A 23,103-nucleotide genomic window follows, 5' to 3' on the forward strand; every position below is an offset into this window, starting at 1 on the left:
GCAGGCATCAGTTGGCTAATGCGCGGATCTTGGTGAAGATGTCTTTCTGCTCCGGGGTGGTCAGCAGGGTCTCTTGCAGCGGCTTGCAGCGCGCCTGGAAGGGGGCGATGTCCACTTCGGTGAAGGTGGCCCCCTGGCTGGTGGCGGTCTGCTTGGCCGTCTCCAGCGCCTGGGCGAAGAGGTCGAACTCGGTCGCCGTACTCTCCTTGGCCAGCTTGCGGAAGGTGGCCTGATCGGCGGCATCCATCTGTTCCAGGAAGTTCTCGTTGACCACCAGCAGATCGGCCACCATCACGTGACGGGTGTAGGAGAAGTGGGGTGCCACTTCGTACTGCTTTAGATCGGCGTAGGTGATCTCGTTGTTTTCAGCCCCGTCCAGTACCCCTTGCTGGATGGCGGAGTAGACCTCCCCCTGACCCATGGGCACGCCGGTGCCACCCATGCAGCCCAGCATCTTGACCATGGTGTCGGACTGCATGACGCGGATCTTCTTCCCTTTCATGTCTTCGGGCGTCTGGATGGGGGCACCCTTGACGTACATGCTGCGGGCGCCTGCGGTATAGGCGGTCAGCACCTCGAAGCCGTTGCCCTTGGTGGAGCTGAACAGGGCGCTCAGGGTATCGCCGGTAAACACTCTGCGCTGGTGCTCCGGGTTGTCATAGATGTAGGGCATGGCGAGGACGGAGAAGTTCTTGTTGAAGTTCTCGACCAGGGGGTTGGCGACCACCGCCAGCTGGATGGCGCCGGACTGCACCAGCTCCAGCGCGGCACGCTGATCACCCAGCAGCTCGTTCGGGTGGATCTCCAGCTTGTACTTGCCGCCGGTGGCGGCTTCCAGTTTCTGGCTGAAGTCTTCGAGCGCCTTGAACTGGGGGTTGTGTTCGGACTGGTTGAACGCCGTCTTCAAGATCACGGGACCAGCAGCCTTGCTGTCTTCACCACATCCCGCCAGCAGCAGACTCGCGGCGACCACTGTGCCAATCAGAGACAACTTGGGCAGAGCATTCATTGTACGCATGTGTGACCCCTTCTGGGTTTGGTTATTTTGATGATGCTCATGCTACGCGAATCCGGTGCCATTTCAGTGATCAAACTCAAGTTAATGAAATGGCGTTCCGGATTTGTGGAAATCAAAAATCAAAATTTGTGATTGCAGATTGCTGCCGATATTGAAGGGCGATTCATTTGGGCTTTAGATGGCTTTTCTCGGGGGAGAAAAAGGGGAGCCTGGGCTCCCAAGGGACAACGGAAAGAGGGGAGGCCGGCTGACCGGCGTTCGGCTCTGGGGCGGTCGGGAACACCGAACTCCCCTAGAACTTGGGAGCAGAGGGGCGCCTCACTGGGCGGCGAGCCACTCCTTGCAGATCTTGAACACGACCTTGCGGATCCTGGCCGGGGCGCCGATCTGGCAGGTGGGCCTGTGTACCTCGCCGGGGTAGAAGACGGCGAAGTCGCCGGCCGCCAGCTGCAGCCGGCTGGTGATCGCCGGGTTGTCCAAAAAAATAAGGTCGGGACCGGTCTCCTGATAGGTGTGAGGGGAGGAAACGGCGGGACTGAGGGCGATCCCCTCCTGCCCGGACAGCACTATCTGGATATCCAGGTAGCGGTCGTGAAACTCGCTCCTCAGATTCGCCTCCTCGTTTGTGGTGGGGGTGGAGACGAGATAGAAGACGGCGTCGTCGATGACCTCGTGCCTGCCCTCTTCCTGCTGCAGCAGGCGCTGCAGGGAGAGCTCGGGACGGGAGAGGAGCCGGTGCAGGGCGGGGGGGAGCATGGCGATGTCGAGCTGCTTCAGGTTGCCAACGATCATGGGCAATGTCCTTGGATGGGGCCATCGCCGCGGTGGGGATGGCGTCGGGAAACAGGGAAGGCGGGCCCGTTGCGGCGGGCCCGGCAGGGATCAGAGGGCCATCATGGCCTGCTTGGTGAGGGCACCAATCTTGTCCCATTCACGGTTGTCGATGAGGTTGGCGGGCACCATCCAGGTGCCGCCGCAGGCGAAGACTGCGGGCAGGGCGAGGTAGTCCTTCACGTTGCTCGGGCTGATGCCGCCGGTGGGCATGAAGGAGACCGGGTAGACGGCGCTCATGGCCTTGAGCATGCCGAGCCCGCCGGAGGATTCGGCCGGGAAGAACTTGAGGGTGTTCAACCCGAGTTCCATGGCCTGCTCGACCTGGCTGGGGTTGTTGACGCCGGGGATGATGGTCGCCCCGCGAGCCTGGCAGTATTGCACGATGCGCGGATTGAGCCCCGGGCTCACGATGAAGTCGGCACCCGCCTCGATGGCCTGGTCGACCTGGGCCGTGGTCAGCACGGTGCCGGCACCGATCAGCATCTGGGGGAAGGCCTGGCGCATGCGGCGAATGGCCTCGGCGGCGGCCGGGGTGCGGAAGGTGATCTCGGCGCTGGGCATGCCGTTCTCCATCAGGGTGCGGCCGAGGGCGACGGCATCGTCGGCGTCCTGGATGGCGATGACGGGAATGACTTTCAGCAGGGCGAGTTGTTCAAGCAGTGTGGGCATGGGAAACCTCGTTGGAGTGTTGGTCTGTCGTGACGGATTGCGGCATGGCTGCCAGGGGGATGATGGCCCCCCTATGCTGGATGACGGTGCTGGCGAGTTGATGGGCGTAGCGGGCCGATTCGGCCACGGATTGCCCGGCCAGCCGGGTGGCGAGGTAACCGGCGCTGAAGGAGTCGCCGGCCGCGGTCGTGTCGATCACGCGCGCCTTGGGCAGGGCCACGGCCGGCACCTCGCAGCGCTCCGCCTGGCGGACAATGAGGCAGGGCTCGGCGCCGCGCTTGATGACGATCTCGTCCACGCCAAGAGCCCGGGTCCGGGCCAGGCACTGGTCTTCATCGCTGTCGCCCCAGAGCGCCACGTCGTCATCCAGGGTCAGGAAGGCGAGATCGGTCAGGGCCAGCATGGCGCCATAGGTCTGTTGCGCGGCTTCCCGGCTCTCCCACAGGCGCGGGCGATAGTTGTTGTCAAAGGCGATCCTGACGCCGGTGGCGCGGCAGTCGGCCAGCAGCCGCAGCAGGGTCAGCCTGTCATCCGGTGACAGGATGGCGAGACTGATCCCGCTCAGGTAGATGTAGTCCACATCGTGCAGTTGCTGGCAGATGGCGACGGCTTGCGGGGTCTGCAGCCAGTAGCGTGCCGCCGCATCGCTGCGCCAGTAGTGGAAGGTGCGCTCCCCCCTGTCGTCGGTTTCGATGAGGTAGAGGCCCGGCAGCTTGTGGTCGAGGCGCTGCACCAGAGCGGTGTGCACCCCCTCCTGTTGCCACTGCGCCAGCATGGCCTCGCTCATGGGATCGGTGCCGAGGGCGCTGACATAGTGCACCGAGACCTGTGGATTGGCCCGCACCAGGTAGACGGCGGTATTGAGGGTATCCCCTCCGAAATGGCGCACGATGCCTGACTGGTTTTCCGACAGCTCGATCATGCACTCGCCGATGACGGCGACCTTGACTGACATAACTCCTCCCGCGTAATCCGCGTTGGTGACCTGGCCATTTTATTTAATGGCGCTTCAATAAAAAACTATTGAAACGTAATTTCATTAAATTTGTGACATTGGTCTTGTGTCTGGCGGGAGAGAGGTTGTCCAGGGGGAGGCGAGGCAGCGGGAGGAGCGGGACGCGGTGGGACCCTGCGTGAGCAAGACCACATTCTCTACCTATAAATGATGGATTTGGCTGGATAATTGTCAGCATCCCTATGATGCCAGATTCATTTTAAATACAATGAAACGGCCAACCATTTTTTTTGGAAATGAATCATGTCGATGATAGACAACTCACCAGAATCGGTGTCATCGGTACTCAAGGTGTTCGGCATACTGCAGGCGCTCGGGGAACAGAAAGAGATCGGGGTGACCGAGCTCTCCCAGCGGATCATGATGTCCAAGAGCACCGTCTACCGCTTCTTGCAGACCATGAAGACCCTGGGGTACGTCTCCCAGGAGGGGGAAACGGACAAGTATGCCCTCAGCCTGAAGCTGTTCGAGCTCGGCGCCAAGGCACTGGAGCACCAGGATCTGGTGCAGATTGCCGACGAGCAGATGTACCGTCTCGGCAAGCAGACCAAAGAGACCCTGCACCTGGGGATGCTGGACGAAGACAGCATCGTCTACCTGCACAAGATCGACTCCGAATACAACCTGCGGATGTACTCCCGCATCGGCCGCCGCCGCCCGCTCTACAGCACCGGCCTTGGCAAGGTGATGATGGCCTGGCTGCCGGAGACCGAGGTGCGCGCCATGCTGGCGGGCGTCACCTTCGAGCGCTTCACCGAGCACACCCTGGCGGACGTCGATGCCCTGCTGGTGGAGCTGGCCCAGGTGCGCGAGCAAGGCTATGCGGAAGACAGGGAAGAGATGGAACACGGGCTGCGCTGTTTTGCGGTGCCCATTTACAGCCGCATGGGACGGATCATCGCGGGGCTCTCCCTGTCCCTGCCCCTGGTGCGCTTCCACGAGGAGGACAAGGCCTCTCTGGTGGCCCAGCTGCACGAGGCTGCGGCCAGGATCTCCGCCGGTCTCGGCTTCCACGACTACCCCTTCGGCCATCGCGGCTGAAGCGGCTTCATCGCAATGCAAAAGAGCAGGCTCCGGCCTGCTCTTTTTGTTTCTGCCCCCGGTCACGGGCTGCGGGGCTTATCCCCGGGCGTCCTGGGGGGCTGTCTTGTAGAGCCGGAAGATGGTGTGGCTGTTGATGACGAAGAAGATGCTCTCCTGCAGGATGCCGCCGATGGAGCCTGCCCAGATATTGTGGGTCAACCAGCAGACGGTGCTGCACAGCATGCACAACCTCATGGCGACGCCGTTCAGGCGAAACAGGGCATAGGTGCTGAGGGTCGTGCCGATCAGGGTCAGTATCTGGACCGGGTGGCCAATCTGGGGAATGACCAGCAGCCAGGCCAGCGCCAGAAACAGCACCATGACACCGAGGCCGCGGTAGTAACCGGACACCCAGTTGCGCACCGCACAGAGCAGGCAGTTGATGGCGGCCACCGAGGATCCCAGCAGCAGAAAGTGCAGCCCCATCAGGGTGCCATTGAGGGTGAGGTGGAGCCGAAGCTTGCTGTCCTGGCGCTGCATGAACGCCGTGGCACCCACCAGGCAGGCCAGCAGGCCGACCCCCTGGGCAAACCAGAGACTGTCGAGGAACATGGTGTCTTCCTGTCAGAGCAACGACAAAAGGCGCCGGGTGGCGCCTTGTCTATGAAGCGGGGATCAACGGGCCAGCCAGCCACCGTCCACGGCGACGGTGTAGCCGTTGATGTAGTCCGAGGCGGAGGAGGCCAGGAACACCACGGGGCCCATCATGTCGTCCGGCACACCCCAGCGACCCGCCGGGATCCGCTCCAGGATGGCGGCGTTGCGGTCATCGTCGGCACGCAGGGCGGCGGTGTTGTTGGTGGCCATGTAGCCGGGGGCGATGGCATTGACGTTGATGCCCTTGCTCGCCCACTCGTTGGCCAGCAGGCGGGTGATGCCCATGACGCCGCTCTTGGAGGCGGTGTAGGAGGGCACCCGGATGCCACCCTGGTAGGAGAGCATGGAGGCGATGTTGACGATCTTGCCACCCTCGCCCTGGGCCATGAACTGCCTGGCCACCGCCTGGGACATGAAGAAGACGCTCTTGATGTTGATGTTCATCACGTCGTCCCAGTCCTTCTCGCTGAAGTTGATGGCGTCTTCCCGGCGGATGATGCCGGCGTTGTTCACCAGCACGTCGACGCGACCGAAGTGGGAGACCGCCTGATCCACCAGCGCCGGCAGGGTGTCTACCTTGCTGACATCCGCCTTCAGGCTCAGGAAGCGGCGACCGATGGCCTCGACCTTGGCGATGGTGTCGGTGGGCTCGACGATGTTGATGCCGACGATGTCACAACCCGCCTCGGCGAGTCCCAGAGCCATGCCCTGGCCCAGACCGGTGTCGCAACCGGTGACGATGGCGACCTTACCTTTCAGATCGAATGCATTGAGAATCATGTTGTTACCTCTAAGCCACGGGAGGGCGTGGGATTAAGTGTCTCGCAGGAGCCGCCTGGGCGGCTCGCGAGGGGGAAGCCGGTCAGCGCAGGTCCTGGACGGCGACATGGTCCATGTCACCGAACACCTGGTTCTCGCCCACCATGCCCCAGATGAAGGTGTAGGCCTGGGTGCCGACGCCGGAATGAATGGACCAGCTCGGGGAGATGACGGCCTGTTCGTTGTGCACCAGCAGGTGACGGGTCTCGTCCGGCTTGCCCATCATGTGGAAGACGGCGGCGTCTTCCTTCATGTTGAAGTAGAAGTAGACCTCCATGCGGCGCTCGTGGGTGTGGCAGGGCATGGTGTTCCACAGGCTACCCTCTTCGAGCTGGGTCATGCCCATGACGAGCTGGCAGGTCGGCAGCACATCCGGCACCAGATACTTGTAGATGGTGCGACGGTTGCTGGTGGCCGCATCCCCCAGGGTGGCCGGAGAGGCCTGATCCTGGGTGACCTTGCGGGTCGGGTAGCGGGTGTGGGCCGGGGCGCTGTTGTAGTAGAACTTGGCCGGCTGGGCGGCATCCACGCTGGCGAAGCTCAGCTCGCGGGCGCCCTGGCCGACGTAGAGGGCCTCGGCCTTGCCCACTTCATAGGTTGTGCCATCCACCACCACCAGACCGGGTCCGCCGATGTTGATGAGGCCGAGCTCGCGCCGCTCCAGGAAATAGGTGACCCCGAATGCCTTGCCGAGCTCGTCGGAGAAGGTGAGCGGTGCATCGATGGGCATGATGCCGCCGAACACGATGCGATCGATGTGGCTGTAGGTCATGGTCAGCTGGTTCGGGGTGAAGATCTCCTCCACCAGAAACTCACGGCGCAGGCCCTGGGTGTCGAGCTGTTTGGCGTGATCGCTGTGGATGCTTTGACGAGTTTGCATGTTGAACCTCAGTGCCTGGCCGCAAGCGGCATGGGTGACGATATGTCGGGAAATCCTGTCGTTGAAGGCACGATAGCAAAATGAAAAACTGCGATCAAATTAAAATGAAACTTCGTTTTATGTTTTTGCGATGAAGGTTGCAGTTTTGAATTTCAAGGGGGCGGCTCTCAGTTCACGATGGCATGCGGGCCGGCTCGTCGCCGATCCTTGTCAGGCCGCAGCGCCTCGCCCCGTCGTCGCCGCAGGGAGGTCCCTGACCGGGACGAGGTGTGGCCATCATGACAAGGAAGAGGAGGGGCGATCCCGGCCGCAGGGGGCCGGCCACCCAGGGCGGCCCTGTCGGCGGTTATCGGGCCGAAGGCGTTTATTAACCGGGGCAGACGTGCCAGAATGCGCGGCGTTTGTCTGCCGACGCTCGCAATGGGCTGTCCGATCACCGTCTCTGTTTACTCCCAGGGTTTTTGCATGCTGCTACTCATCGACAACTACGACTCCTTTACCTGGAACCTGGTGCAATATTTTGGTGCCCTGGGGCAGGAGGTGCTGGTGAAGCGCAACGACGAGCTGAGCCTGGAGGAGATAGCCCGGCTTGCCCCCCGCCATCTGGTGATCTCCCCCGGCCCCTGCACGCCGAACGAGGCGGGCATTTCGCTGGCGGCCATCTCCCGTTTTGCCGGCGAGATCCCCATTCTCGGCGTCTGCCTCGGCCACCAGTCCCTGGCCCAGGCGTTCGGCGCCAGGGTGGTGCGTGCCCGTCAGGTGATGCACGGCAAGACTTCTCTCATCCGTCACAGGGGGGAGGGGGTGTTCAGGGGGCTCAACAATCCGCTGCGGGTGACCCGCTACCACTCCCTGGTGGTGGAGGCGCAGACGTTGCCGGATTGTTTCGAGGTCACCGCCTGGAGCGAGCACGCCGATGGCAGTCGGGACGAGATCATGGGGCTGCGACATAAAACACTGGCGCTGGAAGGGGTTCAGTTCCATCCGGAGAGCATCTTGAGCGAGCAGGGCCACCAGTTATTGGCCAATTTTTTGGCCATTTCCTGAAAAAATTGTGACATGCGCCTCAAAACAGAGATGAGGCGAAAAAAATTTTCCCTGACACTTTATTCACCCTCCTCCCTGTCCAAATTATCTCTTGCCAACACCCCCTGAGCCGTTATGCAATGCGGTTGCCTAAAATCTCACGGGCAATCGAACAATGTTCCTCATAGGCGGTCAAGTTACAGACTTTTTACTTTTTTTCTGTGATAATTCCGCCACGTTTACACGGATTTAACTTTTGGGCGGTGGATTATTCTGCCGCGGGATAGCAGGAGAGCAATATGTCAGAGTTGTTGGCAGTGACACGTGAAGTGTTTGATGAAGTGATGGTTCCCAACTATGCGCCGGCCAAGATCATTCCGGTCCGCGGCGAGGGATCACGTGTCTGGGATCAGGAAGGCCGCGAGTATGTCGACTTCGCGGGCGGGATCGCGGTCAATGGCCTGGGCCATTGCCATCCCAAGCTGGTCGAAGCCCTGAAAACCCAGGGTGAGAAGCTGTGGCACCTCTCCAACGTGATGACCAACGAGCCGGCCCTGCGCCTGGCCAAGAAGCTGGTCGCCGCCACCTTCGCCGAGAAGGTCTATTTCTGCAACTCCGGTGCCGAAGCGAACGAAGCCGCCCTCAAGCTGGCCCGCCGCTACGCCATCGAGAAGTTCGGGGCCCACAAGACCCAGATCATCGCCTTCCACCAGGGCTTCCACGGCCGTACCTTCTTCACCGTCAGCGTCGGCGGTCAGGCAGCCTACTCCGATGGCTTCGGTCCGAAGCCGGCCGATATCACCCACGTGACCTACAACAACCTGGAAGAGTTGGCCTCCGTCATCTCCGACAATACCTGTGCCGTGGTGATGGAGCCGCTGCAGGGGGAAGGTGGCATCATTCGTCCCACCGACGAGTTTGCCCGTGGCGTGCGCGAGCTGTGCACCAAGCACAACGCCCTGCTGATCTATGACGAAGTGCAGTCCGGTGTCGGCCGTACCGGCGAGCTCTATGCCTATATGGGTCTGGGCGTCACGCCGGACATCCTCACCAGCGCCAAGGCGCTGGGCGGCGGCTTCCCCATCGGCGCCATGCTGACCACCACCGAGATCGCGGCTCACCTGAAAGTGGGTACTCACGGCTCTACCTACGGCGGCAACCCGCTGGCCTGCGCCGTAGCCGAAGCGGTGCTGGACGTGGTCAACACCCCGGAAGTGCTGAGCGGCATCAAGCAGCGCGAGCAGCTGTTCCGTCAGGGTCTGGAAGCCATCAACGCCAAGTACCACTGCTTCAGCGAAGTGCGCGGCCAGGGTCTGCTGCTGGGCGCCGTGCTGAACGATGACTTCAAGGGCCGCTCCCGCGACTTCCTGCTGGCCTCCGTCGATCAGGGCCTGCTGGCGCTGGTAGCGGGCACCAACGTGGTGCGCTTCACACCGTCCCTGGTGATCCCGGAAGCGGACATCAAGGAAGGTCTGGCCCGGTTCGAGAAAGCAGTCGCCCAGGTGGTCAACGCCTGAGGCTAGTTGAGGTGGGGAACCCGCCCGGCAGGAGCCGGGCCCCCACCTGTCGTCAATGAAAGGGAGTTGTCATTTATGTTGGTTATCCGTCCTATCGAGCAGCGCGACTTCGCCGGCCTCAAAACCTGTGCCATCGAATCCGGCACCGGCATGACTTCACTGCCGGTCAACGATGAGTTGCTGCAACGCAAGATCGATGCCTCGACCCAGACCTTCCTGGACAAACCGGCCGGCAAGGGAGATTGTCTCTACTTCTTCGTGGCCGAGGATCTGGAAACGGGCGAGATGGTCGGCACCTGCGCCATCGACGCCGCCGTCGGCCTGTCCCAACCGTTTTACAACTATCACATCGGCAAGGTGGTGCACTCGTCACCCAAGCTCGGCATCTACAACGTGGTGGAGACACTCACCCTCTCCAACGACTACACCGGCAATTCCGAGCTCTGCACCCTGTTCCTGCGTGAATGTGCCCGCGAGGGGCTCAATGGCCGCCTGCTTTCCAAGCACCGTTTCCTGTTCATGGCCGAGCACCCCGAGCTGTTTGACAGTACCGTCTTTGCCGAGATGCGTGGCGTCTCCGATGGCAACGGTCACAGCCCCTTCTACGAGTGGCTGCAAAAGCATTTCTTCTCGATGGATTTCCCCACCGTCGACTATCTGACCGGCATCGGCAAGAAGCGCTTCATCGCCGAACTGATGCCCAAGTACCCCATTTACGTGAACCTGCTGAGCAACGAGGCGCGCGCCGTCATCGGCCAGACCCATGAAAAGACCCGTCCGGCCATCAAGATGCTGCAGGACGAAGGCTTCGTGAACCGCGGCTATGTCGACATCTTCGATGCCGGCCCCACCGTCGAGTGCGAGGTGAAGAACATTCGCAGCGTGCGCCGCAGCCAGAAGCTGGCGGTGCTGGTGGGCGAGCCCATCGGCGGCCACACCTACCTCATCTGCAACGCCAGGTTCGAACAGTACCGTGCCTGCTACGGCAACATCCGGGTCGATCTGGACAAGCACGAAGCCATCATTCCGCCCAAGATGGCGGCCGCCCTCAAGGTGGAAAATGGCGACATGGTACGGGTCGTCGATCTGGAATAACGGGTAAATCCGCATTGAGACAGGCTGCCGAGGCGGCCTGTGCACCACAGGGAGTGAATTGATGATGTCTTTAGTCCAGTTTATCGATGGCCAGTGGCTGGCCGGTGAAGGCAAGCCGTTCGAATCAAAAGATCCGGCCAGGAATGAAGTGATCTGGCACGGGGAAGCCGCCAGCCAGACCCAGGTCGATGCCGCCGTCAAGGCCGCCCGCAGCGCCTTCTACCATTGGTCCGATCTGGTCCTCGAGGAGCGTCTGGCCATCGTGCGCCGCTACGCCGATCTGCTCGGCGAGCACAAGGAGGCGCTGGCCCTGACCATCGCTCGCGAAACCGGCAAGCCCCTGTGGGAGACCCGCACCGAGGTCGCCGCCATGCAGGGCAAGATCGCCATTTCCATCCGCGCCCATGACGAGCGCACCGGCACGGTCGAGAACCCCATGCCGGGCGCCAAGGCGTTCGTGCGCCACAAGCCCCACGGCGTGGTCGCCGTGTTCGGCCCCTACAACTTCCCGGGCCACCTGCCCAACGGTCACATCGTTCCGGCGCTGATCGCCGGCAATACCGTGGTGTTCAAACCCTCCGAGCTGACCCCCATGGTCGCCGAGGCCATGGTCAAGGTGTGGCAGGAGGCGGGGCTGCCCAAGGGCGTGCTCAACCTGGTGCAAGGGGAAGTGGACACCGGCAAGGCGCTGGCCGGCAATCCGGACATCGACGGCCTCTTCTTCACCGGCTCGTCCCGCACCGGCCACTTCCTGCACCAGCAGTTTGCCGGTCAGCCGGGCAAGATCCTGGCCCTGGAGATGGGCGGCAACAACCCCCTCATCGTCAAGGACGTGAGCGACATCGACGGTGCCGTGCACGCCATCGTGCAATCCGCCTTCATCACCTCGGGCCAGCGCTGCACCTGTTCCCGTCGCCTGTTCGTCGAGCGCGGCGAGCGGGGCGATGCCCTAGTCAAGCGGCTGGTGGACGTGGTAGGCCAGATCAAGGTTGGTCTCTATGATGCCGCCGAGCAACCCTTCATGGGCGCCATGATAAGCGAGCGCGCAGCACTGGGCATGGTCGAGGCCCAGGCCAACCTGCAGCGCCTCGGTGGCCAGAGTCTGCTCACCCTCAAGCACCTGGAAGCGGGCACCGGCTTCGTCTCCCCGGGCATCATCGACGTGACCGCGGTCAAGGCGCTGCCGGACGAAGAGTACTTCGGCCCGCTGCTGCAGCTCATTCGCTACGACGACTTCGACGCCGCCATCGAGAAGGCGAATGCCACCAGCTTCGGCCTCTCGGCCGGCCTGCTCGGTGACAACGAGGCGGACTGGAACCACTTCTTCAAGCGGATCCGTGCCGGCATCGTCAACTGGAACAAGCCCATCACGGGCGCCTCCAGCGCCGCGCCGTTCGGCGGCATCGGGGCCTCCGGCAACCACAGGGCGAGCGCCTACTACGCCGCCGACTACTGTGCCTACCCGGTTGCCTCCGTCGAAGACAGCAAGGCCGCCATGCCGGAGCAGCTGTCTCCCGGCCTGACCTTCTGATAACAAGAAAATAAAAGAGGGGCACCCAGAGGTGCCCCTGTCTGTACCCGCAATCAAAGGAAAGAGAGATGCAAAAGGATATCGATACCCTGTTTGGCCATCTGTGGGACAACTACATTCGGGTCACCCCCAGTGCCCACAAGGTACATCAACTGCTTGGGGGCGGCGCGCCCATCATCAACGATCACGTGGCATTCCGGACCTACAACCTGCCCAAGCTCGGTCTCGAGAAGCTGGCGGCCCACTTCCGTGCCCTGGGGTATGAGGAGAAGGGGGAGTACGTGTTCAAGGCCAAGAAGCTCTATGCCAAGCACTTCGAGCACGCTGACCCGGACGCTCCCAAGGTGTTCATCAGCGAGCTGAAGGTGGAAGAGCTCTCCGAGACGGCCCAGGCCATCATCCACAAGCTGGTGGATCAGGTGCCGGAGCACCTGACCGATACCGCCGCCTTCCTCTATGCCGGCGCGCCCTGGCAGGTCTCCCACTCCGACTACCAGACCCTGCTGGCGGAGAGCGAGTACGCGGCCTGGATGGCGGCCTGGGGCTACCGTGCCAACCACTTCACCGTCAACATCAACCGCCTGGCTGACTTCGACACCATCGAGCAGGTCAACGCCGCGCTCAAGGCGGCGGGCTTCGTGCTCAACACCGTCGGCGGCGAGGTGAAGGGGGATCCCGAGGTGATGCTGGAGCAATCCTCCACCATGGCGGACAAGGCCGAGGTGGCCTTCAGCGACGGCGTGCGCGCCATCCCGAGCTGCTTCTACGAATTCGCCCTGCGCTACCCCCAGGCGGACGGCGTGCTCTACCCGGGCTTCGTCGAGGCCTCGGCCGACAAGATCTTCGAATCCACCAATGCCATGTGATGGCTGCCGTGAGCAAAACGCCCCGCCCGGGGCGTTTTTTTATGGATTTTCGCCGGCCTGACACGATCTTTACCTCCCCTTGACCCATCAGCCCGCGGCGAGCCGCTAGCATGATGCCGCCCGCTGCCGTGGGCCATCGCCGCACCGTGGCGGCGTATGCCACCTGTTTTGGAGTCATGTCATGAAGATTGTTCTGCCCTTGCTGCTATCCCTCACCACCCTGACTGCCGCCGCGGGCGATCAGGGCAGCCGTACCCCGCCCAAGCCCCCGCGCGAGATGTCGGCCGAGATGAAGGCGGCGTTCGAGAGTTGCAAGGAGCATGGCAAACCGGGGGAGTCGGAATTTGACAACTGCATGTCAGATCTGGGGTTTGAGCGGCCGGATGGCCCGGCCCCGACGGGTGGAAAAGAAGGGGAACCTGAGGCCGAGTAAGCTGGTGCGGACCCGCCGGTCAGGCCGGGCCCGCGTCAGTCATACCCGTTGCAGCGCCCCTTCAGTGGCCAGCAAGGTGGTCATACCCGCGGCCTTGCCCGCCTGAATGCCGATCCGGGTGTCTTCGAACACCAGGCAGTTGGCCGGGTTGGCGCCGAGCAGCTCGGCCACCCTGAGGAAGGTATCGGGATGGGGCTTGTGGTTGTCGACGTCGTCGGCGCTCACCAGCACGGGGATGAAGGCATCGAGCCCGGTCTGGCGCAAGATGTGCGCCGCATGCTCCCGGGATGAACCCGTGCCTATGCCCATGGGTACCTTGCCGTGGTACTGCCTGACCAGATCCCACATGGCGGGAAACACCCGGACGTCGTCGATCCGTGCCAGATAGAGAGCAACCTTGCGTTGGGCGAAGGCCTCCACGTCGATCTCCAGCCCGTGCTGCTCTGCCAGCATGGCCACTATCTTGCGGGTGGGGATGCCACCGTACTCGTTGAGCTGGACGCGATCGAACGGCAGGCCGAACTCGGCGCTGGTCGCCTCCCAGGCATCCAGGTGCAGGGGCATGGAGTCCACCAGGGTCCCATCCATGTCGAAGATCAGGGCGTCGTAGTCTGCACATTGAGCGCGTTCAAATGGCGCGTGTTCAGGCTGCGAGTGTTCAAGCGGGGCATGTTCAGGCATGGGGCGTCCTCTGTGGCAAAGGCCCACCCTACCAGATCCGGGCCGCAGATGCCGTATCCCGGGTCACAATAGGCTGTGACCCAGGCCAGAGGCCCATTCGATCAGGGGCGCTCGCGTTCACTTGGTTTCGGTTGTCGCGGTACAGGGCGCCGCTTTTTGGCGCCGAGCATCCTGGCGCGCCAGGGCCCCTTGCCCCTGCTGGCGTTCGGTCTGGGCGTCCAGCTCCTTGCCGAGGAAGTAGTTCAGGAAAGTGCGGATCACCGCGATGATGGCGAGGCGGACCAGCTCCTCCTTGCTCGGCGCCACCGTGGTGGCCAGGATGTCGGCGGCGAGCTGGAACTCCAGCGCCAGGATGAGCCAGCTGCCGAAACAGAGCCGGATGCGGGGAAAGCCGGGCTCGTGATCCCGCACCCGCACCGCCAGCCAGAGGGTCTTGCCGAGCCCCATCACCACGCAGGCGATGGAGATGAGTTCCAGCAGCAACTGGAACAGCTCGACCCCGTGCATCATGGCCTCTCTCAGGTTCGCTATCTCAAACACGCTTGGCACCTCCCTGATTCAAAAGAGACACTTTTAGCACGGCGTCGGGCCCGGGCCAACTCAGATCCCCCTGAGCAGGGTGGCGATCTGGCCGATGAGCTGGCGCTGGCATGCGGCGGTTCACAAAATCAGGCTTCAATCAGCGCGAATTCAATCACATAGAGCGGCGGCAGGGTGGGGTAGATATCGCGGATGACCTGTTTGAGCTCAGGGAGGGCCATGTTCTCCTGGCGGGCGTGCTCGTCGTTCAGATCCTCGAAGGCGACGGCCTTGACCGACAGCACCTCTATGGTGCCAAAGGGCTGATGCTCCGGGTTGGTGAACAGGGCCAGCCGCTGGCCGGGCTGCCAGTCGGCCTCGCTCTCGTCGCGGATGGTGATGGTCTTGCGCCCAGCCTGGATGTCGGCGACGAAGCGGCTGAAGAAGGTGAACTCGGGGTGGGTCGACATGGCACTCTCCTGACAGGATGAATCGAAATGGGATGAATGGAAATCAAAGGTCGAGATAGGCGCGCAGCCTGGCCAGATCGGCGATGACGGGGCCGTCGCTGCCATCGGCGACGATGCCCTGTTCGATCAGCTCCTTGAGGGCGCGCCGGTAGACCCGCTCCGTGGTGCCGAAGCGCGCCGCCTCGTGGGCCCGCTTGCGCGAACCCAGCATGGGGGTGCGCTGGCGCTCGCGCCACAGCTCGAAGGCGATGTTGTAGGCGATGGGGGGCAGCAGCCGGCTGGTGGTGATGTCCAGGGTGTCCAGGTAGTCGCTGGCGAGCGCCGCGGCGAAGAAGAGGGTCAGCTCGGGCTCGACCAGCAGCCGCTTGGCCAGCTTGCCTGCGCAGATGACGGCGGCATCCAGCTCTGTCTCGGCCACCACGCTCCACTGCACAGGGGTGGCGCTGAAGAACTCCATCTCGCCGAAGATCTGCTGGTGGCACTCGATCTCGCCGAGTTGAAACAGCCGCCCCGAGTGCACCGCACTGTTGAGGGAGACCCGGCCTTGGGCCACCAGATAGAGGTGCTCGCACTGCTCCCCCTGGCGCATGATGGGCTCGCCCGGCAGGTAGCGGCGCGAATGGAGGGTGCAGGCCGCCAGCGCTGCGGCGAAGCGCGGCTCGAGTGCGGCAAGCTCGGCGTGAAAGCGGCCGAGGGGATAGGGTTGTTGCTGCATGGAGAAGGCCCGGCTTGACGAGGGTCATGAGGCTAGCAAGGGCGGGGGCGGGATGCCAGCGCTGGCGCCCTTGAATGTGCCGGGCTTAACGTTTTGCCGGAGCCGCAACGGGCCCCGGCAGAACCGGCTATTGCGTCAGGGCGTGGAGGGCGGCGGCGATGGCCAGCCGCTCGCCGACCATCATGGCGGCCTCGCTGGCGGCGTAGTCGCTCACCCCCTCCTGCACGTCCTGCTCGAAGGCCACCACGTTGCAGAGCACGGCGGCCACCCGCACCTTGCGCAGGCGCCCCACGGCGAGCAGGGAGGCGGTTTCCATGTCTGCCCCGAGCACCCCCCGCTCGTGCCAGTAGCGACAGACTTCCTTCTCGTCATCCCGGTAGAAGCTGTCGTGGGAGCGCACCAGCCCGTGCCAGTGGGGATGCTCGCAGGTGCCGAGATGGGCGAGCAGGAGGGCCTGCAGGCGGATGTCGGCGCAGGCGGGGTACTCGGGCGGCAAATAGGCCAGCGAGGCGCCTTCGCTGCGCACCGCTCCCTCCACCACGATAAGATCCCCCAGCGCGATCTCATGCTGCAGGGCGCCGGCGGAGCCGACCCGGATGAGGGTGCGGGCGCCCGCCTGCACCAGCTCCTCCAGCGCGATGACGGCAGAGGCGCCGCCGATGCCGGTGCTGCACACCGTGACGGGCAGCCCCTGATGGCGGCCGTTGATGAGGCGAAACTCCCGGTGCTGGCCGAGACTCTCGCACTCCTCTAGCTGGCTGGCGATGCGCTGGACCCGGGCCGGGTCGCCGCACAGCACCACCCGTTCGGCGATCTGGTCCGGGCGGCATTGCAGGTGGGGCAGCAGGCTCATGCGATCGCTTCCTGTTGCGGACGTTTGGCACTGAGCATCCACAGGCGAGTACCGTTGGCGGCGATAAACAGCAGGATCAGGTACTCCAGGGACATGGCATAGACCCCCTGGGCGGCATAGACACCGATGCTGATGATGTTGATGACCACCCAGAGGATCCAGTTCTCCACGTACTTGCGGGTCATCAGGATCTGGGCCACCACGGAGAGCACCGTCATGCTGGCATCCCAGAAGGGGAAGGCATCGGGGGAGGGCTCGGGCGTGGCGAGATGGGCGCCAAACAAGTTGAGCAGGGCGACCGAGGTGCGCGCCAGGGCGGCGAAGACCGGGTCGATATAGAGGGTCAACAGGGCGATGGCCAGTACGCTCACGGCGGCGGTGGCGACGAGTTTGGACTTGCTGAGCCAGCGGATCTGCAGGGTATCCCCCTGGGCGTTGGCCGGACGGGTCCAGGCGTACCAGCCGTAGAGGTTGGCGCAGAAGAAGAACAGCTGCAGCAGCAACAGGCCGTAGAGCTGGATCTGGAAGAAGATGATGGCGAACAGGCTGATGTTGATGAGACCGAACAGGTAGTTGATGGTCTTCTCCTGGCTGGCGCACCAGATGCAGGCCAGCCCGAACAGGGTGCCGATGGCCTCGATCCACGACATGGCGTAGCCACCGCCCAGGGGGATGGTCACCAGGGTGTGATTGATGCTGAACCACTCGAATATGCTCATTTTCGATTCCTTTGAAAATTGGGGGCGTGAACCGGGCGTATTCTAGGGGCGACGCGAGGGCGCTTGCAGGACTTTTGTCCGCCCCGGGCCGAGCCACCTCAAAGAATGAGCAAAGAGAAGGGCAACTTTAGGCCCCCGATGACACCCTGATATGCGATGATGCCCTGCCCCTTTATTGATATGTCACAAAAGGGGGATGAGCTGGCTGTGGTCTGATGGGATCCGCCCCGGTGCGCTCGGGGTGGCGAGGAACGAAAGGAGCGAGTGTGAATTCCGAGTTGATCTGGGTGCTCAGCATGCTGGTGGGCGCCATCTTCCTGTTTATTACCAACAAGGTACGCATGGATGTGGTGGCCTTGCTGATCATCATACTGTTCGTGGTGAGCGGCACCCTGACCCTGCCGCAGGCCCTGGCAGGCTTCAGCGATCCCAACGTCATCCTGATCGCCGCCCTGTTCGTGGTGGGGGAGGGACTGGTGCGCACCGGCATCGCCTACCAGGTGGGGGACGCGCTGGTGAAGGTGGCCGGCAGCAGCGAGACCCGCATGCTGGTGCTGCTGATGGTGGCGGTGGCCACCCTGGGCGCCGTCATGAGCTCAACCGGCGTGGTGGCCATCTTCATCCCCGTGGTGCTGAGCGTGGCGAACCGGATGGGGATCCCGCCCGGGCGACTGATGATGCCGCTGGGTTTTGCCGGCCTCATCAGCGGCATGATGACCCTGGTGGCAACGCCGCCCAACATGGTGGTGAACAGCGAGCTGATGCGCCACGACATTCACGGCTTCGGCTTCTTCAGCTTCACCCCCATGGGGGTCATCATCCTGGTGATGGGGATCCTCTACATGCTGCTGATGCGCACCTCCCTGGTGCGTGACGAGGAGGAGGGGAAGCACAAGCAGAGCGGGCGCAGCACCATGCGCGATCTCATTCGCGACTACCGGCTGGCCGGGCGGGCGCGTCGCCTGGCACTGCGGCCCGACTCCCCCCTGATCGGCCAGACCCTGGACGAGCTGCAGCTGCGGGCCCGCTACGGTGCCAACGTCATCGGGGTGGAGCGCTGGCGCAAGTTCCGGCGAGTGATGGTGACCGTCTCCGGTGTCACCGAGTTCCAGGCCAAGGACGTGCTGCTCATCGACATGTCCGATCCCGAGGTGGATGTGCGGGAGTTCTGCAGCGAGGCGCGGCTCGAACCCATGATACTGCGCGGGGAGTACTTCTCCGATCAGGCGCGGGAGGTGGGCATGGCCGAGGTGTCCCTCATCCCCGGCTCCCGTCTGCTCGGCAAGAGCATCCGCGAGGTGGCGTTTCGCTCCCACTACGGCCTCAACGTGGTGGGGATCCGTCGCGCTGGCGAGGCGCTGACCGGCAAGCTGGTGGACGACGCCCTGCAGATGGGGGACACCTTGCTGGTGGTGGGGAACTGGAGCCTCATTCGCCAGCTGCAGACCCATCATCGCGACTTCCTGCTGCTGGGCCTGCCCGCCGAGGTAGACGAGATGGCGCCGGCCCGCAGCCAGGCCATTCATGCCCTGATCGCACTCGGGGTCATGATAGTGCTGATGGTGACGGACCCCGTGCCCAACGTCATCGCGGCGCTCATCGCCTGCCTGATGATGGGCAAGTTCCGCTGCATCGATCTGGAGAGCGCCTACAAGTCCATCCACTGGCCGACCCTGATCCTCATCGTGGGCATGCTCCCCTTCGCCCTGGCGCTGCAGCAGACCGGCGGGGTGGATCTCATCGTCGGCGCGCTGATCTCGGCGGTGGGGGAGATGGGGCCGCGGGTGATGCTGGCCAGTCTGTTTGTGCTGTGCGCCGTCATCGGCCTCTTCATCTCCAACACGGCGACGGCGGTGCTGATGGCGCCCATTGCGCTCGGCACGGCGCAGCAGATGGGCATCTCGCCCTATCCCTTTGCCATGACCATTGCCATCGCCGCCTCGGCGGCCTTCATGACACCGGTCTCCTCGCCGGTCAACACCCTGGTGCTCGGGCCCGGCAACTACAGGTTCGTGGATTTCGTGCGCATCGGCGTGCCCTTCACGGCGCTGGTGATGGTGGTGAGCGTCATCGCCATCCCCTGGTTCTTCCCGTTCTGACGGCATCAAACGGCAAGGCGGCCTGCGGGCCGTCTTTTTGTTGCCTGACTCACAGGGGCAGAGGGGTTACAGGGAATGTGCTGGCGTGTGAACGGGGGAAGAGAAACATCGGGAGGCAAACGCTGGATACAAAAAAACCAGCCTAGGCTGGTCTGTTTGGTACTGCTTTCGATGGTGCGGAAGGAGAGACTCGAACTCTCACGCCTAGGGCGCCAGAACCTAAATCTGGTGCGTCTACCAATTTCGCCACTTCCGCAAGAATAATGGTGGCTATGACGGGATTCGAACCTGTGACCCCCGCATTATGAGTGCGATGCTCTAACCAACTGAGCTACATAGCCGTCTTGTGCAGGACTTTCGTCGAATACAAGCAAAAATGGCTGGGGCACTAGGATTCGAACCTAGGTATGGCGAGATCAAAACCCGCTGCCTTACCGCTTGGCGATGCCCCAACAGTGTTCTTTGCAATCAGTTGATTGAAGGAACGTTTTTCAAAAATGGTGGCTATGACGGGATTCGAACCTGTGACCCCCGCATTATGAGTGCGATGCTCTAACCAACTGAGCTACATAGCCATTGTTATCAACCACCGGAGTGGAAGAGAACAGAAAAATGGCTGGGGTACTAGGATTCGAACCTAGGGATGGCGAGATCAAAACCCGCTGCCTTACCGCTTGGCGATACCCCAACAGCGATGCCTGACAGAGACTATCAAACATCTTTTAAAAATGGCTGGGGCACTAGGATTCGAACCTAGGTATGGCGAGATCAAAACCCGCTGCCTTACCGCTTGGCGATGCCCCAACAAGGATGCCTGACAGATACTATCAAACATCTTTTAAAAATGGCTGGGGTACTAGGATTCGAACCTAGGGATGGCGAGATCAAAACCCGCTGCCTTACCGCTTGGCGATACCCCAACTAGAGATGGTGGCTATGACGGGATTCGAACCTGTGACCCCCGCATTATGAGTGCGATGCTCTAACCAACTGAGCTACATAGCCAACCTTGCTTCCAGTGCTTCGTTGCCTCATCACTGTGCGGCCGGAATTATGCGTATCTGGCTCTGGGGCGTCAACCCTTTTTTCCCCAGAAAAACGCAAAAGCGGTGAGTTTGGCGACTTCTTCGCCCGTGCTGCACAAAAGCCCAACAATTCTCGCATTTTCAGCCCTTGCCGAGGCATTTTCGGGTGAGTGTCACCCGGGGGCGGCAGGTCGATAAAGGACCCCGGCAGCATGGAACCGGATGAGGGCGTGGCGGGATATGGGGAGTTAATATCAGCGAAATCATGCCGTTGCTTTCATTTGTTGCCTGTTTTTCGCGCCGTCACCCGAGCTGCTGCATTCCGGCCTGCCAGAGGTGGTCACCAAACCTGCTAGGTGGGGTGGTCTTTGACGACAAGAGAAGAAAACGCCTGAATCAGGGGCCAACCCGGCCTGCCACCTCCTCTCTGACTGGCGATGACAGTGGTTTTCAACGATGGCGTCCTGCTTTTGGCAGAAACCGCGATCTTCTCTACGCGCTGAGGGCCGGCAACGTGCCAGCTGTCTTTGTCATCGTGAGTGCGTGGGCATCTTCCTGCATGCTGGCCTCGATAAGAGAGGATGAGTGGAGGCAATGTCTTGTACAGTAGTTTGAATGTTAATTATTTGTAGAAACTCTTTTGATAATGAGTTGAGAGCGCCTGCGTATTGAATTCAAAAAAGATTTTGGTTGGCAGGCCAGCGAGGGTCAATGTGGACCTTGGCCATAAGGAGTCCTGTGCGAGCGACTGAACTAAAATGATACTCGCAAGTCCAGCCCATTGGCTGGACAGAGGACGTTGATATGAAAACGTTAAAGCTTGCCTTGCTAATAGCAGCACCGCTATTTCTCGCCGCCTGTTCCTCCTCGCCCATTCCCGATGATCCCACTTCATCGGGGGGGGCTTCCTGGGAAGAGATGAGAAGTCCTTATGGCAAAGGAGGGGGTCGAAATTACTTTGTGGCCATCACGCCACAGGTTGATCAGAGAGAAGTCGTTGTTGTAACAAGATAAGTGTACAGCCCTGGCTCGCTTCCCCGGGGCCTACACCCGTTGTTCTTCCCCATCTCGGCATACTCTTCCCCAGCGAAAAGCCCGCTCTCTCCCATCCCGATATCTGAAGAGATCACCCAGAGTGCTCTCTTCAGGATCCGTCTGTTTCGTGGACATTCGTTTATCAAGACCTGCTCCACGCATGCCACAAAGCGGCGATCTCTCCTTGTACACTGGAAGCGGCAAAAAGGGAGCAAGAAAAGGAATTAAGAGAAGGGGGTGAGCAATCCCGATGACGTACAGAAGAGAGCCGTTGCAGGGGATGGTGATTGGTGGGGGAGATGGAAGGCCGGCTGGCCGGGGTGACAGATGAGGGCGGGACTATGATCGCAGCCTGACAGCAAGCGGGGTTGCTTCCTGGCTCGAACGGTGCCGAGCTCAGGGAGCAACCCCGCCATCAATGCGCTTTGATGGCGCAGGCGATTACACGTTGAACAGGAAGTTCATGATGTCGCCATCTTTGACGATGTAGTCCTTCCCTTCGGCGCGCATCTTGCCCGCTTCCTTGGCGCCTTGCTCACCCTTGTAGGTGATGAAGTCGTCGAAGGCGATGGTCTGGGCGCGGATGAAGCCTTTCTCGAAGTCGGTGTGGATCTTGCCTGCCGCCTGCGGGGCAGTGGCGCCGACCGGAATGGTCCAGGCGCGTACTTCCTTCACCCCGGCGGTGAAGTAGGTTTGCAGGTTCAGCAGCTCGTAACCGGAGCGGATCACCCGGTTCAGGCCCGGCTCCTCGATGCCCAGATCCGCCATGAACTCGGCGCGATCCTCGTCGTCCAGCTCGGCGATATCCGCCTCGATGGCGCAGCAGACCACGACTACCACGGCGTTCTCGGCGGCGGCGATCTCACGCACCTTGTCCAGGAAGGGGTTGTTCTCGAAGCCGTCTTCCGCCACGTTGGCGATGTACATGGTGGGCTTGAGGGTCAGGAAGTTGAGGTGGGCAACGGCGTCCAGCTCCTCCTTGTCCAGCTTCATGCCACGGATCATCTGGCCGTTTTCCAGTGCCACCTTGATCTTCTCCAGCACTTCCACTTCCAGCTTGGCATCCTTGTCGCCGCCCTTGGCACGCTTGGACTGGCGGTTGATGGCGCGCTCGCAGGCGTCCAGGTCGGAGAGGGCCAGCTCGGTGTTGATCACCTCGATGTCGTCGGCCGGGGAGACCTTGCCTGCGACGTGAACGATGTTCTCGTCTTCGAAGCAGCGCACCACGTGACCGATGGCCTCGGTCTCGCGGATGTTGGCCAGGAACTGGTTGCCCAGGCCCTCGCCCTTGGAGGCACCGGCGACCAGGCCGGCGATGTCCACGAATTCCATGGTGGTCGGCACGACACGCTGCGGATTGATGATGGCCGCCAGCTGGTCGAGACGGGGATCCGGCATGGGGACCACACCCGTGTTCGGCTCAATGGTGCAGAACGGGAAGTTGGCGGCTTCGATGCCGGCCTTGGTCAGCGCATTGAACAGGGTGGATTTGCCTACATTGGGCAGGCCCACGATACCGCATTTAAAACCCATGGATTGTTACCTTACTTGATGGATGCTGTTTGAGGGCCGCGCGGGCGACCCGTCGTGTTGTTCGCGCCTGG

Annotated in this window: 22 protein-coding genes and 8 tRNA genes; 8 read left to right on the forward strand and 22 right to left on the reverse strand. The window is 62.1% G+C overall.

Annotation, left to right across the window (positions count from 1 at the left end; translation table 11 throughout):
- Positions 1-7: 7 nt before the first annotated feature.
- From I6L45_RS11975 to I6L45_RS11990, 4 genes are all read right to left on the reverse strand, one after another.
- Positions 8-1,018, reverse strand: a complete 1,011-nt coding sequence (locus I6L45_RS11975; RefSeq protein WP_216982184.1) for a TRAP transporter substrate-binding protein — start codon at positions 1,016-1,018, stop codon at positions 8-10.
- Positions 1,019-1,336: 318 nt separating this feature from the next.
- Positions 1,337-1,810 carry a YhcH/YjgK/YiaL family protein gene (locus tag I6L45_RS11980; RefSeq protein WP_216982185.1) on the reverse strand — a complete coding sequence of 158 codons (474 nt, stop codon included), beginning with the start codon at positions 1,808-1,810 and terminating at the stop codon, positions 1,337-1,339.
- Between the two features lie 90 nt (positions 1,811-1,900).
- A complete protein-coding gene (locus tag I6L45_RS11985; RefSeq protein WP_134697126.1) occupies positions 1,901-2,521 on the reverse strand; it encodes a bifunctional 4-hydroxy-2-oxoglutarate aldolase/2-dehydro-3-deoxy-phosphogluconate aldolase in 621 nt (206 codons plus the stop codon).
- The gene (locus I6L45_RS11990) at positions 2,505-3,476 is read right to left on the reverse strand and encodes a sugar kinase (RefSeq protein WP_216982186.1); all 972 of its coding nucleotides are present in this window, start codon (positions 3,474-3,476) and stop codon (positions 2,505-2,507) included. Before I6L45_RS11990 ends, I6L45_RS11985 begins: the two co-directional genes overlap by 17 nt.
- A 303-nt stretch (positions 3,477-3,779) precedes the next feature.
- Here I6L45_RS11990 and kdgR point away from each other — a divergent pair, with 303 nt between their 5' ends.
- Complete coding sequence (gene kdgR, locus I6L45_RS11995) at positions 3,780-4,577, forward strand: DNA-binding transcriptional regulator KdgR (protein WP_043762096.1); 798 nt, start codon at positions 3,780-3,782, stop codon at positions 4,575-4,577.
- Positions 4,578-4,655: 78 nt separating this feature from the next.
- Here the strand turns inward: kdgR and I6L45_RS12000 are convergent, their stop codons facing one another.
- From I6L45_RS12000 to kduI, 3 genes are all read right to left on the reverse strand, one after another.
- Entirely contained in the window at positions 4,656-5,171 is a 516-nt protein-coding gene (locus I6L45_RS12000; protein WP_134697128.1) for a YgjV family protein, read from the reverse strand.
- A gap of 63 nt (positions 5,172-5,234) precedes the next feature.
- Positions 5,235-5,996, reverse strand: a complete 762-nt coding sequence (gene kduD, locus I6L45_RS12005) for a 2-dehydro-3-deoxy-D-gluconate 5-dehydrogenase KduD (RefSeq protein ID WP_043762093.1) — start codon at positions 5,994-5,996, stop codon at positions 5,235-5,237.
- Positions 5,997-6,078: 82 nt separating this feature from the next.
- On the reverse strand, positions 6,079-6,915 hold the full coding sequence (kduI, locus tag I6L45_RS12010; protein ID WP_216982187.1) for a 5-dehydro-4-deoxy-D-glucuronate isomerase: 837 nt from the start codon (positions 6,913-6,915) through the stop codon (positions 6,079-6,081).
- 465 nt (positions 6,916-7,380) lie between these two features.
- Here kduI and I6L45_RS12015 point away from each other — a divergent pair, with 465 nt between their 5' ends.
- From I6L45_RS12015 to I6L45_RS12040, 6 genes are all read left to right on the forward strand, one after another.
- Positions 7,381-7,962: an aminodeoxychorismate synthase component II gene (locus tag I6L45_RS12015; protein ID WP_134697129.1), complete on the forward strand. Its 582-nt coding sequence runs from the start codon at positions 7,381-7,383 to the stop codon at positions 7,960-7,962.
- Positions 7,963-8,240: 278 nt separating this feature from the next.
- Entirely contained in the window at positions 8,241-9,458 is a 1,218-nt protein-coding gene (locus I6L45_RS12020) for an aspartate aminotransferase family protein (RefSeq protein WP_134697130.1), read from the forward strand.
- Between the two features lie 75 nt (positions 9,459-9,533).
- Entirely contained in the window at positions 9,534-10,553 is a 1,020-nt protein-coding gene (gene astA / locus I6L45_RS12025) for an arginine N-succinyltransferase (protein WP_042078978.1), read from the forward strand.
- 61 nt (positions 10,554-10,614) lie between these two features.
- Positions 10,615-12,084, forward strand: coding sequence for a succinylglutamate-semialdehyde dehydrogenase (gene astD, locus I6L45_RS12030; protein ID WP_216982188.1), 1,470 nt, complete (start codon positions 10,615-10,617; stop codon positions 12,082-12,084).
- Positions 12,085-12,152: 68 nt separating this feature from the next.
- Positions 12,153-12,950: a DUF1338 domain-containing protein gene (locus I6L45_RS12035; RefSeq protein ID WP_043762087.1), complete on the forward strand. Its 798-nt coding sequence runs from the start codon at positions 12,153-12,155 to the stop codon at positions 12,948-12,950.
- A 181-nt stretch (positions 12,951-13,131) separates the two neighbouring features.
- On the forward strand, positions 13,132-13,383 hold the full coding sequence (locus I6L45_RS12040) for a hypothetical protein (RefSeq protein WP_043808550.1): 252 nt from the start codon (positions 13,132-13,134) through the stop codon (positions 13,381-13,383).
- Positions 13,384-13,422: 39 nt separating this feature from the next.
- On the opposite strand, the gene I6L45_RS12045 is transcribed toward I6L45_RS12040, so the two are convergent.
- The 6 genes from I6L45_RS12045 to pnuC all read right to left on the reverse strand — a co-directional run bounded on the left by I6L45_RS12045 (position 13,423) and on the right by pnuC (position 17,340).
- Positions 13,423-13,971 carry an HAD family phosphatase gene (locus I6L45_RS12045; RefSeq protein ID WP_043762086.1) on the reverse strand — a complete coding sequence of 183 codons (549 nt, stop codon included), beginning with the start codon at positions 13,969-13,971 and terminating at the stop codon, positions 13,423-13,425.
- A 210-nt stretch (positions 13,972-14,181) separates the two neighbouring features.
- Positions 14,182-14,604 (reverse strand): DUF1622 domain-containing protein, encoded by a 423-nt coding sequence (locus I6L45_RS12050; protein ID WP_216982189.1) that lies wholly within the window; start codon positions 14,602-14,604, stop codon positions 14,182-14,184.
- Positions 14,605-14,732: 128 nt separating this feature from the next.
- The gene (gene yqfB / locus I6L45_RS12055) at positions 14,733-15,053 is read right to left on the reverse strand and encodes a N(4)-acetylcytidine aminohydrolase (protein WP_216982190.1); all 321 of its coding nucleotides are present in this window, start codon (positions 15,051-15,053) and stop codon (positions 14,733-14,735) included.
- A gap of 43 nt (positions 15,054-15,096) precedes the next feature.
- Positions 15,097-15,768 (reverse strand): Crp/Fnr family transcriptional regulator, encoded by a 672-nt coding sequence (locus I6L45_RS12060; RefSeq protein WP_216982191.1) that lies wholly within the window; start codon positions 15,766-15,768, stop codon positions 15,097-15,099.
- A 127-nt stretch (positions 15,769-15,895) separates the two neighbouring features.
- On the reverse strand, positions 15,896-16,621 hold the full coding sequence (locus I6L45_RS12065) for a nucleoside phosphorylase (protein ID WP_216982192.1): 726 nt from the start codon (positions 16,619-16,621) through the stop codon (positions 15,896-15,898).
- A complete protein-coding gene (pnuC, locus tag I6L45_RS12070; RefSeq protein WP_216982193.1) occupies positions 16,618-17,340 on the reverse strand; it encodes a nicotinamide riboside transporter PnuC in 723 nt (240 codons plus the stop codon). Before pnuC ends, I6L45_RS12065 begins: the two co-directional genes overlap by 4 nt.
- Positions 17,341-17,606: 266 nt before the next feature.
- On the opposite strand from pnuC, the gene I6L45_RS12075 reads away from it, so the two are divergent.
- Positions 17,607-19,439, forward strand: coding sequence for an SLC13 family permease (locus tag I6L45_RS12075; RefSeq protein WP_210550161.1), 1,833 nt, complete (start codon positions 17,607-17,609; stop codon positions 19,437-19,439).
- 172 nt (positions 19,440-19,611) lie between these two features.
- On the opposite strand, the gene I6L45_RS12080 is transcribed toward I6L45_RS12075, so the two are convergent.
- The 9 genes from I6L45_RS12080 to ychF form a co-directional block, all read right to left on the reverse strand.
- Positions 19,612-19,695: transfer RNA gene (locus tag I6L45_RS12080), tRNA-Leu, on the reverse strand.
- An 8-nt stretch (positions 19,696-19,703) separates the two neighbouring features.
- Positions 19,704-19,780, reverse strand: a tRNA-Met gene (locus tag I6L45_RS12085).
- Between the two features lie 36 nt (positions 19,781-19,816).
- Positions 19,817-19,891: transfer RNA gene (locus I6L45_RS12090), tRNA-Gln, on the reverse strand.
- A 46-nt stretch (positions 19,892-19,937) separates the two neighbouring features.
- A tRNA-Met gene (locus I6L45_RS12095) sits at positions 19,938-20,014 on the reverse strand.
- Between the two features lie 38 nt (positions 20,015-20,052).
- Positions 20,053-20,127: transfer RNA gene (locus I6L45_RS12100), tRNA-Gln, on the reverse strand.
- Between the two features lie 41 nt (positions 20,128-20,168).
- Positions 20,169-20,243: transfer RNA gene (locus I6L45_RS12105), tRNA-Gln, on the reverse strand.
- Between the two features lie 41 nt (positions 20,244-20,284).
- A tRNA-Gln gene (locus I6L45_RS12110) sits at positions 20,285-20,359 on the reverse strand.
- An 8-nt stretch (positions 20,360-20,367) separates the two neighbouring features.
- Positions 20,368-20,444 (reverse strand) — tRNA-Met (locus I6L45_RS12115).
- Between the two features lie 1,496 nt (positions 20,445-21,940).
- Positions 21,941-23,032 (reverse strand): redox-regulated ATPase YchF, encoded by a 1,092-nt coding sequence (gene ychF, locus I6L45_RS12120; RefSeq protein WP_043762075.1) that lies wholly within the window; start codon positions 23,030-23,032, stop codon positions 21,941-21,943.
- Between the last annotated feature and the right edge of the window lie 71 nt (positions 23,033-23,103).

Origin of the sequence: Aeromonas sp. FDAARGOS 1415 (genome assembly GCF_019048365.1) — a bacterium.
Classification (GTDB): Bacteria; Pseudomonadota; Gammaproteobacteria; order Enterobacterales; family Aeromonadaceae; genus Aeromonas; species Aeromonas taiwanensis.

Excerpts from the sequence above, each read along its gene's own strand:
- I6L45_RS11985 (WP_134697126.1), bottom strand. The coding sequence starts at position 2,521 with ATGCCCACACTGCTTGAACAACTCGCCCTGCTGAAAGTCATTCCCGTC.
- ychF (WP_043762075.1), bottom strand. The coding sequence starts at position 23,032 with ATGGGTTTTAAATGCGGTATCGTGGGCCTGCCCAATGTAGGCAAATCC.
- I6L45_RS12040 (WP_043808550.1), top strand. The coding sequence starts at position 13,132 with ATGAAGATTGTTCTGCCCTTGCTGCTATCCCTCACCACCCTGACTGCC.
- I6L45_RS12000 (WP_134697128.1), bottom strand. The coding sequence starts at position 5,171 with ATGTTCCTCGACAGTCTCTGGTTTGCCCAGGGGGTCGGCCTGCTGGCC.
- pnuC (WP_216982193.1), bottom strand. The coding sequence starts at position 17,340 with ATGAGCATATTCGAGTGGTTCAGCATCAATCACACCCTGGTGACCATC.
- I6L45_RS12065 (WP_216982192.1), bottom strand. The coding sequence starts at position 16,621 with ATGAGCCTGCTGCCCCACCTGCAATGCCGCCCGGACCAGATCGCCGAA.
- yqfB (WP_216982190.1), bottom strand. The coding sequence starts at position 15,053 with ATGTCGACCCACCCCGAGTTCACCTTCTTCAGCCGCTTCGTCGCCGAC.
- I6L45_RS11975 (WP_216982184.1), bottom strand. The coding sequence starts at position 1,018 with ATGCGTACAATGAATGCTCTGCCCAAGTTGTCTCTGATTGGCACAGTG.
- I6L45_RS12045 (WP_043762086.1), bottom strand. The coding sequence starts at position 13,971 with ATGGATGGGACCCTGGTGGACTCCATGCCCCTGCACCTGGATGCCTGG.
- kdgR (WP_043762096.1), top strand. The coding sequence starts at position 3,780 with ATGTCGATGATAGACAACTCACCAGAATCGGTGTCATCGGTACTCAAG.
- I6L45_RS11990 (WP_216982186.1), bottom strand. The coding sequence starts at position 3,476 with ATGTCAGTCAAGGTCGCCGTCATCGGCGAGTGCATGATCGAGCTGTCG.
- I6L45_RS12015 (WP_134697129.1), top strand. The coding sequence starts at position 7,381 with ATGCTGCTACTCATCGACAACTACGACTCCTTTACCTGGAACCTGGTG.
- I6L45_RS12060 (WP_216982191.1), bottom strand. The coding sequence starts at position 15,768 with ATGCAGCAACAACCCTATCCCCTCGGCCGCTTTCACGCCGAGCTTGCC.
- astA (WP_042078978.1), top strand. The coding sequence starts at position 9,534 with ATGTTGGTTATCCGTCCTATCGAGCAGCGCGACTTCGCCGGCCTCAAA.
- astD (WP_216982188.1), top strand. The coding sequence starts at position 10,615 with ATGATGTCTTTAGTCCAGTTTATCGATGGCCAGTGGCTGGCCGGTGAA.
- I6L45_RS11980 (WP_216982185.1), bottom strand. The coding sequence starts at position 1,810 with ATGATCGTTGGCAACCTGAAGCAGCTCGACATCGCCATGCTCCCCCCC.
- I6L45_RS12035 (WP_043762087.1), top strand. The coding sequence starts at position 12,153 with ATGCAAAAGGATATCGATACCCTGTTTGGCCATCTGTGGGACAACTAC.
- kduI (WP_216982187.1), bottom strand. The coding sequence starts at position 6,915 with ATGCAAACTCGTCAAAGCATCCACAGCGATCACGCCAAACAGCTCGAC.
- kduD (WP_043762093.1), bottom strand. The coding sequence starts at position 5,996 with ATGATTCTCAATGCATTCGATCTGAAAGGTAAGGTCGCCATCGTCACC.
- I6L45_RS12020 (WP_134697130.1), top strand. The coding sequence starts at position 8,241 with ATGTCAGAGTTGTTGGCAGTGACACGTGAAGTGTTTGATGAAGTGATG.